Origin of the sequence: Pseudoxanthomonas sp. (assembly GCF_027498035.1) — a bacterium.
Lineage (GTDB): Bacteria > Pseudomonadota > Gammaproteobacteria > Xanthomonadales > Xanthomonadaceae > Pseudoxanthomonas_A.
Window position 1 is genome coordinate 3,313,655 of sequence record NZ_CP114978.1, and the last position, 14,186, is coordinate 3,327,840.

At 66.0% G+C, this 14,186-nt stretch carries 14 protein-coding genes; 9 read left to right on the forward strand and 5 right to left on the reverse strand.

Features of this window, described 5'->3' with window-relative positions; translation table 11 throughout:
* Window positions 1-23: 23 nt before the first annotated feature.
* Both O8I58_RS14430 and pyrE read right to left on the reverse strand, forming a co-directional pair.
* Complete coding sequence (locus O8I58_RS14430) at window positions 24-680, reverse strand: hypothetical protein (protein ID WP_298317457.1); 657 nt, start codon at window positions 678-680, stop codon at window positions 24-26.
* A 20-nt stretch (window positions 681-700) separates the two neighbouring features.
* Window positions 701-1,360 carry an orotate phosphoribosyltransferase gene (gene pyrE, locus O8I58_RS14435; RefSeq protein ID WP_298317460.1) on the reverse strand — a complete coding sequence of 220 codons (660 nt, stop codon included), beginning with the start codon at window positions 1,358-1,360 and terminating at the stop codon, window positions 701-703.
* Between the two features lie 103 nt (window positions 1,361-1,463).
* On the opposite strand from pyrE, the gene O8I58_RS14440 reads away from it, so the two are divergent.
* The 3 genes from O8I58_RS14440 (at window position 1,464) to O8I58_RS14450 (ending at window position 3,941) form a co-directional block, all read left to right on the forward strand.
* Entirely contained in the window at window positions 1,464-2,264 is an 801-nt protein-coding gene (locus O8I58_RS14440) for an exodeoxyribonuclease III (RefSeq protein ID WP_298317462.1), read from the forward strand.
* The gene (locus O8I58_RS14445) at window positions 2,261-3,616 is read left to right on the forward strand and encodes an AmpG family muropeptide MFS transporter (protein ID WP_298317465.1); all 1,356 of its coding nucleotides are present in this window, start codon (window positions 2,261-2,263) and stop codon (window positions 3,614-3,616) included. The genes O8I58_RS14440 and O8I58_RS14445 overlap by 4 nt, the downstream gene beginning before the upstream one ends.
* A gap of 97 nt (window positions 3,617-3,713) precedes the next feature.
* Window positions 3,714-3,941 (forward strand): hypothetical protein, encoded by a 228-nt coding sequence (locus tag O8I58_RS14450; RefSeq protein WP_298317469.1) that lies wholly within the window; start codon window positions 3,714-3,716, stop codon window positions 3,939-3,941.
* 46 nt (window positions 3,942-3,987) lie between these two features.
* On the opposite strand, the gene O8I58_RS14455 is transcribed toward O8I58_RS14450, so the two are convergent.
* Entirely contained in the window at window positions 3,988-4,290 is a 303-nt protein-coding gene (locus tag O8I58_RS14455) for a ribbon-helix-helix domain-containing protein (protein WP_298317472.1), read from the reverse strand.
* Window positions 4,291-4,550: 260 nt separating this feature from the next.
* Between O8I58_RS14455 and O8I58_RS14460 the strand changes: the two genes are divergently transcribed.
* The 5 genes from O8I58_RS14460 to dld all read left to right on the forward strand — a co-directional run bounded on the left by O8I58_RS14460 (window position 4,551) and on the right by dld (window position 10,001).
* Window positions 4,551-5,102 carry a hypothetical protein gene (locus tag O8I58_RS14460; RefSeq protein WP_298317475.1) on the forward strand — a complete coding sequence of 184 codons (552 nt, stop codon included), beginning with the start codon at window positions 4,551-4,553 and terminating at the stop codon, window positions 5,100-5,102.
* Between the two features lie 36 nt (window positions 5,103-5,138).
* Window positions 5,139-6,725, forward strand: a complete 1,587-nt coding sequence (locus O8I58_RS14465; protein WP_298317480.1) for a GMC family oxidoreductase — start codon at window positions 5,139-5,141, stop codon at window positions 6,723-6,725.
* Between the two features lie 120 nt (window positions 6,726-6,845).
* The gene (locus O8I58_RS14470) at window positions 6,846-7,637 is read left to right on the forward strand and encodes an acetoin reductase (RefSeq protein ID WP_298317483.1); all 792 of its coding nucleotides are present in this window, start codon (window positions 6,846-6,848) and stop codon (window positions 7,635-7,637) included.
* A 73-nt stretch (window positions 7,638-7,710) separates the two neighbouring features.
* The gene (gene gloA / locus O8I58_RS14475) at window positions 7,711-8,244 is read left to right on the forward strand and encodes a lactoylglutathione lyase (RefSeq protein WP_298317486.1); all 534 of its coding nucleotides are present in this window, start codon (window positions 7,711-7,713) and stop codon (window positions 8,242-8,244) included.
* Window positions 8,245-8,276: 32 nt separating this feature from the next.
* The gene (gene dld / locus O8I58_RS14480) at window positions 8,277-10,001 is read left to right on the forward strand and encodes a D-lactate dehydrogenase (protein WP_298317489.1); all 1,725 of its coding nucleotides are present in this window, start codon (window positions 8,277-8,279) and stop codon (window positions 9,999-10,001) included.
* A gap of 24 nt (window positions 10,002-10,025) precedes the next feature.
* Here dld and O8I58_RS14485 read toward each other — a convergent pair whose 3' ends face one another.
* Window positions 10,026-11,144 carry an anhydro-N-acetylmuramic acid kinase gene (locus tag O8I58_RS14485; protein ID WP_298323016.1) on the reverse strand — a complete coding sequence of 373 codons (1,119 nt, stop codon included), beginning with the start codon at window positions 11,142-11,144 and terminating at the stop codon, window positions 10,026-10,028.
* A 32-nt stretch (window positions 11,145-11,176) separates the two neighbouring features.
* Complete coding sequence (locus O8I58_RS14490) at window positions 11,177-12,628, reverse strand: M23 family metallopeptidase (protein WP_298317492.1); 1,452 nt, start codon at window positions 12,626-12,628, stop codon at window positions 11,177-11,179.
* 181 nt (window positions 12,629-12,809) lie between these two features.
* Between O8I58_RS14490 and tyrS the strand changes: the two genes are divergently transcribed.
* A complete protein-coding gene (tyrS, locus tag O8I58_RS14495) occupies window positions 12,810-14,018 on the forward strand; it encodes a tyrosine--tRNA ligase (protein WP_298317495.1) in 1,209 nt (402 codons plus the stop codon).
* Window positions 14,019-14,186: the final 168 nt, after the last annotated feature.

A 14,186-nucleotide genomic window follows, 5' to 3' on the forward strand; every position in this document is an offset into this window, starting at 1 on the left:
AAGGGTCCAGCCGAAGGAAGGGCCTAGCCGCCGGGCTGGGCGGCGGTCTTCATCGCGCGGTAGCGCTGCAGGGTGTCTTCCACTTCACCGTCCAGCTGCGTGCGCTGCTGCTGGAAGCTGAGCAGCAGGCTCTGCTGGCGGACCAGCTCGCTGTGGCGTTGGCGGATCTCGTCGGCCAGTTTGGCGGCCACCGGGCGGCCGGCCAGCTCCGCATCGCCGGCCATCTGCAGCTTGGTGACCAGCGCATCGCGCATGCTGGTCACGTTGTACCGGGCGGTGTCGACGCTGTTGTCCACGAGGGTGGTGCGTTCGGTAAACACGCGCTTGAGGTCGCCTTCGCTGGCATAGGACAGCAGCATCGCCTGCTCGGTGCGCTTGCGGGTCTCGATGGCAGCCTGGTCTGCGCGGGCCTGGGCCTGGGCGGCGGCGGCATCGGCACGTTCTTCGGCGGTCATGGCGGCGTTGACCGCACCGACGCGGGCGCCGCTGTTGACGCTGAATTCGTCGCGGGCGTTGTTGACCTGCTCGGGCGGCAGCGCATCGCTGCAGGTGCGCCCGCTCTTGGGGTCATTCCAGCAGTAGAGCTTCTTGGCTTTCGGCGCATCCTGCGTGGCCGCCGTCGCGGTCAGGGCCGCGGCGGCAAGCGGGACGAGCAGCCATTTGAATGTCGATGCGGCCATGGACAGCCCCCTGCTGTCAGTTACTTCACCGCGCTGCCGTAGCGGGCCCGGTAGGCCAGCAACTGCTCGCGGTGGCCGACAAGTTCGGCGTTTTCCCCGGCGAATGCAAGCAGGTCATGCAGGGTCGCCACCGCGGTCACGGGCACGCCGGTTTCCTCGGCCACGCGCTGGGCGGCGGAACGGCGCTCGGCACCTTCGCCCAGCACTTCCTGGCGGTCCAGGGCGACCACGATCCCGGTCGGGCGGCCGCCGGCGGCGGTGATCATGCCCAGCGCCTCGCGGATGGCAGTGCCGGCGGTGATCACGTCATCGACGATCAACACCCGGCGGCCGTCCAGCGGCGCGCCGATCAGGGTGCCGCCTTCGCCGTGGTCCTTGGCTTCCTTGCGGTTGAAGGCTAGCGGCAGGTCGCGGCCACGGCGGGCGAACTCGATGCCCAGGGCCGTTGCCAGCGGAATGCCCTTGTAGGCCGGGCCGAACAGCAGGTCGAACTGCACGCCCGACGCCTCGATGGCATCGGCGTAGCAACTGGCCAGGTCGGCCATCGCCGCGCCGCTGTCAAAGCGCCCGGCGTTGAAGAAATAGGGGCTCAGGCGCCCGGACTTGAGCGTGAATTCACCAAAGCGCAGTGCATTGGCGTGCAGGGCCAGCTGCAGGAAACGTGCGCGGTAGTCGGACATGGCGGAGGCTGTTGGCGGTGGGGATGGAGAAGGGTAGCAGGAGGCGGGGGCAGGCCCGGGCGTTATGCTGGGCGCTGCTCCGCTTCAGATCCGCCCACAGCACATGCGCATCATCAGTTTCAACGCCAATGGCCTGCGTTCGGCCGCCTCCAAGGGATTTTTCGACTGGTTCACCACCCAGGACGTCGACGTGCTGTGCGTGCAGGAGACCAAGGCCCAGGAGCACCAGCTGGCCGGCCCCGAATTCCTGCCGGCCGGCTACAAGGCGTATTTCCGCGATGCCAGCACCAAGAAGGGCTATTCGGGCGTGGCCATCTACAGCAAGGTCGAGCCGGACGAGATCCGCACCGGCCTGGGCTGGCCGGAGTTCGACGAGGAAGGCCGCTACATCGAGGCGCGCTTCGGCAACCTGAGCGTGGTGTCGTTCTACATCCCGTCCGGTTCGTCGGGCGAACTGCGCCAGGGCTACAAGTTCGAGGTGATGGCCTGGCTCAGGCCGATCCTGGAACAGTGGCTGGCCAGCGGCCGCGACTACGTGCTGTGCGGCGACTGGAACATCGTGCGCTCGGCCCTGGACATCAAGAACTGGAAGTCCAACCAGAAGAACTCCGGCTGCCTGCCGCCCGAGCGCGACTGGCTCAACGGCCTGTGCGCCGACCTGGCCGATGAAGCGGACGCCGCCAGCGGCCGTGGCTGGGTCGATGCGTATCGCGCGCTGCATCCCGAAGGCCAGGACTACACCTGGTGGAGCAACCGCGGCGCGGCCCGCGCCAACAACGTGGGCTGGCGGATCGACTACCAGTTTGTGACGCCGGGCCTGCGCGAGCGCCTGCAGGCGTGCTCGATCTACCGCGATGTGCGCTTCTCCGACCACGCGCCGTTTGTCGTGGATTACGCCGGATGATCACCGCGCTCAGGCAGTGGTGGCAGTCGTTCGACGTCTATGCCAACCCTCGGGTGCGGGCGATGCTGTTCCTCGGGTTTTCCTCGGGGCTGCCTTTTGCGCTGGTGTTGACCACGCTCTCGGCGCGCCTGCGCCAGGCCGGGATCGATCGCACCACCATTGGCTACTTCAGCCTGGTGGGACTGGCCTATTCCCTAAAGTATTTCTGGTCGCCGGTCGTGGATCGCCTGCCGCTGCCCGGGCTGGCACGGCTGGGGCGCCGGCGCAGCTGGATGCTTCTGGCCCAGGTGTGCATCGTCATTGGACTGCTGGCCATGGCCTTCGCCGATCCCGGCGTGGACGCGCAGCAGGTCGCATGGCTCGCGGTCTTCACCGCATTCGCATCGGCTACCCAGGACATCGCGGTCGACGCATACCGGATCGAGGCGGCGCAGACCGACACGCAAGGTGCGATGGCAGCGGCGTACCAGACCGGATACCAGCTGGCATTGATCTGCACCGGCGCTGGCGCATTGACGCTGGCCGCCGAGCTGGGCTGGAAAGCCTCGTACGCGGTCATGGCGGCATGCGCGCTGGTTGGCCTGGTGACCACCCTGGTGATCGCCGAGCCAGACGTGGGCAAGGCCGCGGCGGTGCGCCCGCCCGAACCTCTGGTCGATCGTTTCGAGCGCTGGGCAGCGGGCTGGCCCAGGCCGCTGCGGATTCTGCTGTCCTGGTGCATCGGTGCGGTGGTCTGCCCGTTCGTGGACTTTTTCACCCGAATGGGCTGGAAGACCGCGCTGCCCATCCTGGCGCTGGTGGTGACCTACAGGCTCAATTACACGACGATGGGCGTGGCGGCCAATACGTTCTATCTGGATATTGGTTTCACGCTGGAACAGATCGCGCTGGTGTCCAAGGTCTACGGCATCCTGATGACGATTGTCGGGGCGTTTCTGGCCGGTGTCCTCATCCGGCGCTACGGTGTGCCGCGCACATTGCTGATCGGGCTGGTTCTACTGAGCTGTGCCAACCTGGTCTACGCCCACATTGCCAGTATCCATCCAGGGATTGCCTGGCTGGCCACGGCCGTCAGTGCCGATAACGTGGCCAATGGCATCGCCGGAACGGCGTTCATCGCCTTCATGTCATCGCTGACCAGCGCCAACTACACCGCAACCCAGTACGCGCTGTTCGGCACGCTGTGGAGCCTGCCCGCCAAGTCGATCGCCAGCCAGTGGGGCAAGATCGTCGATGCGTGGGGATATCCAGCGTTCTTCATCTATACCGCTGCCATCGGTGGACTTGCACTGCCTTTGGTGCTTTGGCTGATCTGGCGCGAACGACGCAAGGCATCGTCATCGACAATATGAACAAGGGGGGCCGCCCGTCATGGCCGCGTGGGCTTGCTTGCGTCGCTGTGGCGTCGTATCAAGGAGCCCGAACCTGGGACTGGCGTTGCCGACACTCATGACCGACCTGCTCATCCGTGATCTTGACGCGATCCTGATCGACCGCATCCAGCGGGTGTCCACGGCACGTCGCTGGAGCGTCGACGAAACCATCTCGCGGCTGCTCGAACACGGGCTGTTTGCGGTGGAATCCGAAGTGCGTGGCGGTTTCAGCGACCCGGAAGTCGATGCGCTGTCCGATGCCATCGCCGCGCTGCGCGCGGTGCCGCAGGGCGCCACGTTCTGAACCCCACCGCCTGCGCAAGCCCGTGGCGCGGGCGGCGCCGGGTCGATCAGGCGCGGGCGCGCACCGGTTCGGGGGTCTTGGCCAGTTCGGCCTGGCCGTGCAGGTAGACCGCACAGGCTACGCGCAGCATCGAGGCCAGGTTCGGCACGTCGCCCTTGTCGGCGGTGACCTCGTCGTAGAGCTTGCTGATGAAGCGCGCGGTGGTCATGGACTGGTCCGCGGCCAGGACATCGAGGATGCCCCAGAACTCGTTTTCCAACCGCACGCTGGTGACATAGCCCTGCAGGCGGACCGAACGGGTGGTGCTTTCATAGCGCGACGGTTCCGTCGACGCATAGACATGACACATCGAAAACTCCTGGCGTGATCGTTAGCTGTGCTCACGATGCGTGCAGCGCAGCAGGCCGCGCCGCCGTGGCCGAACCTTAGCACTGCCGCGCAAAGTCGGCGTATGCGACCTAAGTCGCTGTAGTACGTCACTGTTACCCGGGAACACGGCGCGCGGATTAGCTTGGCCTGCACTGCGGAACGCCACAGCCTTCCGCCCTTCGTGACGTGGCCACACCAACGGTGGGCCGCGATGGAACACACCTCGGGAGGGGTTGAAAGATGTCCGTGATCCAACTCACACGTCGCCGTTTCCTGCGCAACAGCGGCGGCATGCTGGCCGGCACGCTGCTTTTCGCGGCCGGGCCAATCGCGCTGCTTTCACCCACGAAAAGCTGGGCCGTGCCAATGCAGACCCTGGACGACCACCAGGCCAGGACGCTGCTGCGCCTCAGCCGACACCTGTACCCGCACAAGGACATGGAAGACGCGGTCTATGCACTGGTGGTCAAGGATCTGGACGCCGCCGCGGCCAAGGACCCCGCGGTGAAAAAGCTGCTCGTCGACGGCGTGGCCGAACTGGACAGGGCGGAGTGGCTGGCCAAGTCGCCCGATGCACAACTCGAAGCAGTGAAGGCCATCGCCGGCACGCCGTTCTTCGAGAAGGTCCGCTCCACCGCGGTCGTGTCGCTCTACAGCAACGACATGGCCTACGCGTACTTCGGCTACGGCGGCGCCGAAGGCGATGCCGGCTACGTCTTCCGCGGCTTCAACGATCTGACCTGGTTGCCGGATCCACCGGCCAGCGCCAGCGGCCCCGTGCCGACGGTTTAAAGCACGCACCCAGACATAGATCCAGGAGCACTCGCGATGGGCGATTACGACAACAAGAAAACCTTTGCCGCCACCGACGACAGCGTGGTGGTGATCATCGGGTCCGGTGCTGGCGGCGGCACCCTGGCCAACGAACTGGCCCAGAAAGGCGTGGACGTGGTGCTGCTGGAAGCCGGTGGCCTGCACGAGCCGGGCGACTTCATCGCTGACGAATGGCCTTCGTTCCAGCAGCTGGCGTGGACCGACATGCGCACGGTCACCGGCGACTGGCGCGTGGCGCGCGACTTCCCCAACCTGCCGGCGTGGATCTGCAAGACCGTCGGCGGCACCTCGGTGCATTGGGCCGGCGCCAGCCTGCGCTTTGAAGAACATGAGTTCCGCGCGCGCAGCACTTATGGCGAACTCAAGGATGCGCAGTTGCTCGACTGGCCGGTGACGCTGGACGAGATGGCGCCGTTCTACACGCGCGCCGAGCAGAAGATGGGCATCACCCGCACCGAAGGCCTGCCGGGCCTGCCGGGCAACAACAACTTCAAGGCCATGTATGCCGGCGCCACCAAGGCGGGCTACACGCAGTGCAGCACCGGGCGCATGGCGATCAATCCTGTGGTGCGCGACGGGCGCATGCACTGCATGCAGCGCGGCTTCTGCTTCCAGGGCTGCCGCTACAGCGCCAAGTGGTCGACGTTGTACACGGAGATTCCACGCGGCATCGCCACCGGGCATCTGGAACTGCGCAGCGGCGCGCACGTCTCGCGCATCGAGCACGATGCCAAGGGCAAGGTCAGCGCGGTGGTGTACTTCGACAAGGACGGTAAGGAGCAGCGGCAGAAGGCGCGCATCGTCGCGGTGGCCGGCAACGCCATCGAAACCCCTCGCCTGCTGCTGAATTCGGCCTCCAGCACCTTCGATACCGGGCTTGCCAACAGCTCCGACCAGGTCGGCCGCAATTACATGCGCCACACTACTGGCAGCGTCTGGGGCGTGTTCAACGAACCCGTGCACATGTTCCGCGGAACGACCATGGCCGGCATCGTGCGCGATGAGGCGCGCCACGATCCTTCGCGTGGCTTTGTCGGCGGCTACGAGCTGGAAACCATCTCGCTCGGGCCGGCGTTCATGGCGGCATTCTTCGACCCGGGCGGCTGGGGCAGCGACTTCACCGCAGCGATGGACCGCTATTCGCACATGGCAGGCATGTGGATCGTCGGCGAAGACATGCCGCGCGCCACCAACCGGGTGACCATCAACGGCGCAGTCAAGGACCAGCTGGGCATCCCGGTGGCCAACGTGCACTACGACGACCATCCCAACGACCTGGCGATGCGCGAACATGCCTTCCAGACCGGCGAGAAGATCTACAACGCCGCCGGCGCCACGCGCGTGTATCGCACGCCGCCGTACCCGTCCACGCACAACCTGGGCACCTGCCGCATGAGTGCGAGTCCCAAGGACGGCGTGGTCAACGCGCACGGGCAGAGCCACGACATCAAGAACCTGTTCGTCTCCGATGGCAGCCAGTTCACCACCTCGGCGCAGGAAAACCCGACCCTGACCATCGTCACCCTGGCCATGCGCCAGGCCGAATACATCGCCGCGCAGATGCAGGCGCGGGCAGTCTGACCTTTCGCCACCCACGCCCGCGCAACACCGCGCGGGCTGCGGCCGCCCGATGTTCCAACGCTGCTTCCTGCCAGGCAGGAGGCGGACGCTTTTCCCGTCGCTGAGCAAGGAATCATTCCCATGACTGCAACATCCTCCAATCGCGTGGCCCTGGTCACCGGCGCCGGCCGTGGCATCGGCAAGGCCATCGCGCTGCGCCTGGCTGCCGACGGCCTGGACGTGGCCATCAACGACATTCCCGCAAACAAGGCCATCGCCGAACAGACCGCTGAGGAGGTCCGTGCCAAGGGCGTGCGCAGCACGGTCGCGTTGGCCGATGTGTCCAGGGAAACCGACGTCGCCGGTATGGTCGAAGCGGTCGCCAAGGACCTGGGCAAGCTCGACGTGATGGTCGCCAACGCCGGCATCGCCAACGTCACCTCGCTGCTGGAAGTGGACGTGGACACCTGGGACCGGATCATGTCGGTCAACCTGCGTGGCGCCTTCCTCTGCTACACCGCAGCGGCGCGGCAGATGATCAAGCAGGGCGGTGGTGGCAAGATCATCGGCGCCGCCTCGATCGTCGCCTATCGGCCGTTCGCGTTGCTGGGCCCGTATTCGGCGTCCAAGTGGGGCGTGCGTGGCCTGACCCAGGCCGCGGCCATGGAATGGGCCAAGCACAAGATCACCGTCAACGCGTACTGCCCGGGCATCGTCGGCACCGACATGTGGGAGCTGATCGACGAGAAACTGGCCAAGGAAGAGGGAATTCCGCAAGGCCAGGCGATCAAGAAATATTCCGAAGCCATCGCGCTGGGCCGTGTGTCGGTCCCGGAAGATGTCGCACAATTCGTCTCTTACCTGGCTTCGCCGGATTCGGATTACATGACCGGCCAGTCGGTGATGATCGACGGCGGCATCCAGTTCTCCTGATGCCATCGCTGCACTCCCCCACGCGGGCGCTGCGTGATTGCAGCGCCCTGTTCAAATCTTCATCGAGGTTCCCATGATGTTTACCAGTGAACAGCAGCCCGGCGTGAAGCCGGTGACGCCCGAAACCGACGGCTTTGTGTTCAACCACTCCATGCTGCGGGTCAAGGACCCGGCCGTGGCGCTGGCGTTCTATACGCACGTGTTCGGCATGACCCTGCTGCGCAAGCTCGACTTCCCGGAAATGCAGTTCTCGCTGTTCTTCCTGGCCAAATTGAATGAGGCCGACCAGGTGCCCGAGGACGTCGGCGCGCGCACCAGCTGGACCTTCGCCCAGCGCGGCATCCTGGAGCTGACCCACAACTGGGGCACCGAAACCCAGGCCGATTTCGCCTATCACAACGGCAACGCGCAGCCGCAGGGCTTCGGCCACATCTGCTTCGCCGTCCCCGACCTGGGCAAGGCCGTGGCGTGGTTCGACAGCAATGGCGTGGACTACGTGAAGCGTCCGGAGCAGGGCAAGATGAAGGACGTGGCATTCGTGAAGGACCCGGATGGCTACTGGATCGAGATCGTGCAGCCGGACCTCAACGCCAATCTGGGTCGATAATCGCGCCTGACGTCGCTTCCTGGTCCGCTTGAATGAATGTCCTGCGCCACGCGCCTGCCTTGTCACCACTGGATTCGTCGGCGCTGCTGGAGGCGCTGCGCGGCGTGGTCGGGCGTCGGCATCTGCTGACCGGCGATGCGCCCACGCGTCGCTTCCGCAGCGGGTTCCGCTTCGGCAGCGGTCCGGTGCTGGCAGTGGCGCGACCCGGTTCGCTGGTCGAACAGTGGCGCGTACTCGAGGCCTGCGTCGCGGCCGATGTCATCGTCATCATGCAGGCAGCCAATACCGGCCTGACCGGTGGTTCGACGCCGGACGGTGCGGATTACGACCGGCCGGTGGTCATCATCAACACGCTGCGCATGCGCCAGGTGCAGCTGCTCGATGAAGGTCGACAGGTGCTGTGCCTGCCGGGCGCCACGCTGGACCAGCTGGAACAGCTGCTCGCCCCGCTGGGGCGCGAGCCGCATTCGGTGATCGGCTCGTCCTGCCTGGGCGCCTCGGTGCTGGGCGGGATCTGCAACAACTCCGGCGGGTCACTGATCCATCGCGGCCCGGCGTATACCGAAATGGCGCTGTTCGCGCGGCGCGATGCGGAAGGGCGGCTGGAACTGGTCAATCACCTGGGCATCACCCTGGGTGACGATCCGGAAGCCGCACTGGCGAAACTCGATCGCGGTGACTACTGCGCCAGCGATGTCACGCCCGGCGGTTGCGCTTCCGACCACGATTACGCCACGCACGTACGCGATATCGATGCCGACACGCCCGCGCGCTTCAATGCCGATGCGCGTCGCCTGCACGAAGCCGCTGGCTCGGCCGGGCACCTGGCGGTGTTCGCGGTGCGCCTGGACACCTTTCCCAGGCACGACGAGACCGCGGTGTTCTACATCGGCACGGATGATCCGGATGAATTGACCCGGATCCGCCGCGACCTGCTGTCGAGCTTCCAGTCGCTGCCGGTGGCGGGGGAATACCTGCACCGCGATGCGTTCGACATCGGCGACCGCTACGGCAAGGACACCTTCCTCACGATCCAGAAACTCGGCACGCGCCGGCTGCCGGCGTTCTTCGCCGCCAAGTCGCGCGTGGATGCGTTCCTGGAGCGACTGGGTGTGTTCCCGAAACACGTCAGCGACCGCGTGCTGCAATGGCTGTCCGAGCGTTTTCCCGATCATCTGCCGTCGCGCATGCGCGACTACCGCCGGCGCTACGAACACCACCTGCTGCTGAAGATGTCCGGCGCTGGCATCGATGAAGCGGCGGCCTACCTCAAGGCGTTTTTCAGCGATGCGACCAGCGGCGACTATTTCGCCTGCACGCCGGACGAGGGCACCAAGGCGTTCCTGCTGCGGTTTGCCGTCGCCGGCGCGGCGGTGCGCTATCGCGCGGTGCATCCGAGCCAGGTCGAAGACATCGTCGCGTTGGATATCGCCCTGCGCCGCAACGACCGCGACTGGTTCGAACGCTTGCCGGCCGAGCTCGATGCGCCGGTGCTGCACAAGCTTTATTACGGGCACTTCTTCTGCCACGTGATGCACCAGGACTACATCGTGCGTCCGGGCACCGACTGCCATGCGCTGGAGGAGGCGATGCTGGAAGTGCTGGACAGGCGCGGCGCGCGTTATCCGGCCGAACACAATGTCGGCCACCTGTATCAGGCGCCGGCATCGCAGGTGGATTTCTTCCGCCAGCTCGATCCGCACAACGGCTTCAATCCCGGCGTGGGCAAGACCTCGAAGCTGCGCGACTGGGCCTGAGCGGCCCAGCGTTGTACAGACCGATCAGGCCGGGTAGAGCGCGCCCAGCACGCGCAGGCCCTTGGCGCCGCTGACGCTGGGCAGGTTGCCCGGGCGGCCGGCGAGCGTTTCGCGGGCCAGCCAGGCAAAGCCCATCGCCTCCACGTAATCCGGATGCATGCCGTGGGCTTGGCTGGATTCGACGGTCATGCCGGCCAGGTGCGCGGCCAGGCGCTGCATCAGCACCGGGTTGTGCACGCCACCGCCACAGACCATCACCCGCTTGGTGTCGGGCTGGGTCGCGCGCAGGGCGTCGGCCACGGTGATCGCGCTGAGTTCCAGCAGCGTAGCCTGCACGTCGGCCGGGGCCAGTGCAGCGTCGCCGAGCTTGGCTTCGACCCAGGCCAGGTGGAACTGCTCGCGGCCGGTGCTCTTGGGCGGGGGTAAAGCGAACCAGGCCTCGTCCAGGAGCCTCTCCAGCAATGCCGCATCGACCTTGCCGCTGGCCGCGAAGGCGCCGCCAGCATCGAAGGCCATGCCGGTGTGACGCTCGCACCAGGCATCCAGCAGCGCATTGGCCGGGCCGGTGTCGAAGCCGCGCACTGGGCCGTTGGCCGGCAGCAGGGTGAGGTTACCGATGCCGCCCAGGTTGAGCACCGCTCGGTCTTCGGTGGGGCTGTGGACCATGGCGGCATGGAAGGCCGGCATCAGCGGTGCGCCGTGGCCACCGGCGGCGACATCGCGCCGGCGGAAGTCGGCCACGGTCGGGATGCCGGTGCGTTCGGCGATCACGTTGCCGTCGCCCATCTGCCAGGTGAAAGGAAAGGTGCCGTCGGGCCGGTGGCGCACGGTCTGCCCGTGCGAGCCGATCGCGCGCACCTGCGCACGGTCCAGCCCGGACTGGGTGATGAGCCTGCCAGCGGCATGGGCGAATGCCTGCGCGACCTGGACGTCGAGTTCGCCCAGTTCGTCCAGCGAGGTCGCTTCACCGCCCTGGCCCAGCTCGATCAGGCGCGTGCGCAGCGCATCGTCCCAGCGATAGGTGCGGCCCATCAGCAGCTGTGGCTCAGGATCGAAGCGCACCAGCGCCACGTCGATGCCATCGGCGCTGGTGCCGGAGATCATGCCCAGATACAGGTCACCCAGCGCTGGCTTGCGTGCCAGCGGTCCCCCGGCGCGGGGTGCTGCCGGCGGCGTCACTGCTTGCTGCTGCGCGTGCGCGAAGCGTCCAAAGCCTCGGCCAGCGCCCTGGTGCTGGCCGGAGCGGGCGCGGCATCGGCATAGATCGCGCTTTCGACCGTGCGGATACGCGCCAGTGCGTTCGACGTCTGGGTCTTGAACTGCGCCAGCACCGGCCCGCCGAGTGGCTCCGGCGGCGGCAGCGTCACCTGCAGCGGATTGCGGTGCACGCCGTTGACGCGGAATTCGTAATGCAGGTGCGGGCCGGTGGCCATGCCGGTTGAGCCGACATAGCCGATCACCGTGCCCTGGGCGATGCGGTCACCGCGATGGATCTTGGAAAAACGCGACATGTGCCCGTACAGCGTGGTGCGGCCCTGGCCGTGATCCAGGATCACCACATTGCCGTAGCCGTTCTGCTGGCCGACGAACTGCACGCGTGCGTCACCGGCGGCCATGATCGGGGTGCCGGTCGCGGCGGCGTAGTCCACGCCCTTGTGCATGCGCATCTTGCCCAGGATCGGGTGGTTGCGCGCACCGAAGCGCGAGCTCAGCCGCGCGTACGGGATCGGCATGCGGATGAAGCTCTTCTTCAGCGGCTTGCCGGCGGCGGTGAAGTATTCCGGCTGGCCGCCCGGGCGGGCAAAGCGGAAGCCCGAATGCAGTGCGCCGTTGACGGTGAAGGTCGCCGCCCGCACCGGTCCGGTGGCGACCAGCTGGCCTTCGCGCCAGGTCTGCTCGACCACCACGCTGAAGCGGTCGTTCGGGCTCAGGTCGGAGTTGAAGTCGATGTCGTACTTGAAGATGTCGTCGGTCAGCGCATTGATGTTGGCTGCGGTCAGGCCGGCCTTGCGCGCGGCGCGGTTGAGCGAGCCGCCAACCTTGCCGCTCAGCACCGCGGTGCGGACGCTGACGTCGCGCTTGATGATCTTTTCTTCCACCGAGTCGTCGGTGACGTTGAGCTGGATGCGGGTGGCCATGTCGCGGTCGTAGCGCAGGGCGCGCAGGGCGCCGCCTTCAGGCAGGTCGAAAGCGATCTCGTCGCCCGGGTGCAGGCGACGCAGTGCGGCGGCGGCATCCTTGTTGCCCAGGATCCGGTGCAGTGTGCCAGCCGGCACGCCCATGCTTTCGAAGATGGCGCTCAGGGTCTGGCCCGGGCGCACGCTGATGGATTGCCAGTTGTCGCCCGGCGTGGCTACCAGTTTGTGGGGTTCCATGTCCGGCAATGCCAGTGGCACGGTGGCCAGTGGCTTGATTTCCGGTTTCATCGCGGTGGAGAAGCCCGGCACGATCGTGGCCACCATGATGCCGATGGTGGTGAACAGCGATGCGTGGATCCACTGGCGGCGTGTCCAGCTGCTCTTGGGCAGGTGCCGGGTGACGTGGTGATGGAGTGCTGACTCTCGAAGGACGTCCAGTCGTTCGCGGAACCGTTGCTTGCGGCGGCTGCCATCCCCGTGTGTCTGCATCGATGTCTTCACCCTGGGGCCCAAGTGGAAGGCCCAATCGGGCTACCATAGTCAGGCATCAAGGACAGGTCAAACCTTTGAGTGGATTGGCTTTTTCATCCAGCGCACCGTTAACCTGGCTTTAACTGGGCGTTCAACTTTGTCATCACGGCGCGGCCGTGTTCATTTTCCGGGAAGTCACGTGTCACAGGCAGAAGCACTGCAACTGATCGGCCGCGGTGCCGACGAAATCCTCAAGGTCGAAGAATTGCAGCAGCGCCTGCAGACTGGCCGCCCGCTGCGGATCAAGGCCGGCTTCGATCCGACTGCGCCCGACCTGCACATCGGCCACACCGTGCTGCTCAACAAGATGCGGCAGTTCCAGGACCTGGGCCATCAGGTGATCTTCCTGATCGGCGACTTCACCGGGATGATCGGCGACCCGACCGGCAAGAACGTCACCCGCAAGCCGCTGACCCGCGAGGACGTGCTGGCCAATGCCAAGACCTACGAAGACCAGGTCTTCAAGGTGCTGGATCGCGAAAAGACCGAGGTCCGCTTCAATAGTGAGTGGTTCGGCCAGATGTCCGCCGCGGACATGATCCGCCTGGCGGGCCAGCACACCGTGGCCCGCATGCTGGAGCGCGACGACTTCGCCAAGCGCTACGCGGCACAGCAGTCCATCGCCCTGCACGAATTCCTGTATCCGCTGGTCCAGGGCTACGATTCGGTGGCATTGAAGGCCGACGTGGAGCTGGGCGGCACCGACCAGAAGTTCAATCTGCTGATGGGCCGTGGCCTGCAGGAGCACTACGGCCAGGCGCCGCAGATCGTTCTGACCATGCCGCTGTTGGAAGGCCTGGACGGCGTCAACAAGATGTCCAAGTCCCTGGGCAACTACATCGGCATCAATGAGCCGGCCATCGACATGGTCACCAAGACCATGAAGGTCGGCGACGAGCTGATGTGGCGCTGGATCGATCTGCTCAGCTTCGATATCAGTATCGACGAGGCCAGGCATCTGCGGGCCGAAGTGGCGTCGGGCGCGCTGAACCCGCGGGACGTGAAGCTGCGCCTGGCGCTTGAGCTGACCACGCGCTTCCATGATGCAGCGCAGGCCGAAACCGCCATCGCCGGCTGGCACGCCGTGGTTCGCGGTGAAGGGGACACCTCTCTATTGCCGCTGCAGGATGTGACCGTCCCGGCGGAGGGCCTGCGGATTGGCGCCTTGCTGACGGCCGCAGGTGTGACGCCCAGCAATTCGGAAGCCAGTCGCAAGCTCAAGGAGCGTGCGGTCAAGGTGGATGGCGTGGTGGTGGAAGATTCGCAGCTGTTGTTCCAGCCCGGATTCGAGGGCGTTTTGCAGGTGGGTAAGCGCAACTTCGCCCGCGTCCGCCTGCTGGCGGGCTGATGCCGGAAGTCAGAAAGCCCGCTGTTGCGGGCTTTCTGCTGTTTGAGGCCATCAATGTTGAAAAAAGTTGTCATGACCCCTTCACAAACCTCTGAAGCACGCCCATAATTCGCGCCCCGCTTCGGTGGCGCCGGCAACAACGGCGACACGGCAAGCAGGGGATTCGGA

Excerpts from the sequence above, each read along its gene's own strand:
- pyrE (WP_298317460.1), bottom strand. The coding sequence starts at position 1,360 with ATGTCCGACTACCGCGCACGTTTCCTGCAGCTGGCCCTGCACGCCAAT.
- O8I58_RS14430 (WP_298317457.1), bottom strand. The coding sequence starts at position 680 with ATGGCCGCATCGACATTCAAATGGCTGCTCGTCCCGCTTGCCGCCGCG.
- O8I58_RS14465 (WP_298317480.1), top strand. The coding sequence starts at position 5,139 with ATGGGCGATTACGACAACAAGAAAACCTTTGCCGCCACCGACGACAGC.
- O8I58_RS14450 (WP_298317469.1), top strand. The coding sequence starts at position 3,714 with ATGACCGACCTGCTCATCCGTGATCTTGACGCGATCCTGATCGACCGC.
- O8I58_RS14440 (WP_298317462.1), top strand. The coding sequence starts at position 1,464 with ATGCGCATCATCAGTTTCAACGCCAATGGCCTGCGTTCGGCCGCCTCC.
- O8I58_RS14460 (WP_298317475.1), top strand. The coding sequence starts at position 4,551 with ATGTCCGTGATCCAACTCACACGTCGCCGTTTCCTGCGCAACAGCGGC.
- gloA (WP_298317486.1), top strand. The coding sequence starts at position 7,711 with ATGATGTTTACCAGTGAACAGCAGCCCGGCGTGAAGCCGGTGACGCCC.
- O8I58_RS14455 (WP_298317472.1), bottom strand. The coding sequence starts at position 4,290 with ATGTGTCATGTCTATGCGTCGACGGAACCGTCGCGCTATGAAAGCACC.
- dld (WP_298317489.1), top strand. The coding sequence starts at position 8,277 with ATGAATGTCCTGCGCCACGCGCCTGCCTTGTCACCACTGGATTCGTCG.
- O8I58_RS14490 (WP_298317492.1), bottom strand. The coding sequence starts at position 12,628 with ATGCAGACACACGGGGATGGCAGCCGCCGCAAGCAACGGTTCCGCGAA.
- O8I58_RS14445 (WP_298317465.1), top strand. The coding sequence starts at position 2,261 with ATGATCACCGCGCTCAGGCAGTGGTGGCAGTCGTTCGACGTCTATGCC.
- O8I58_RS14470 (WP_298317483.1), top strand. The coding sequence starts at position 6,846 with ATGACTGCAACATCCTCCAATCGCGTGGCCCTGGTCACCGGCGCCGGC.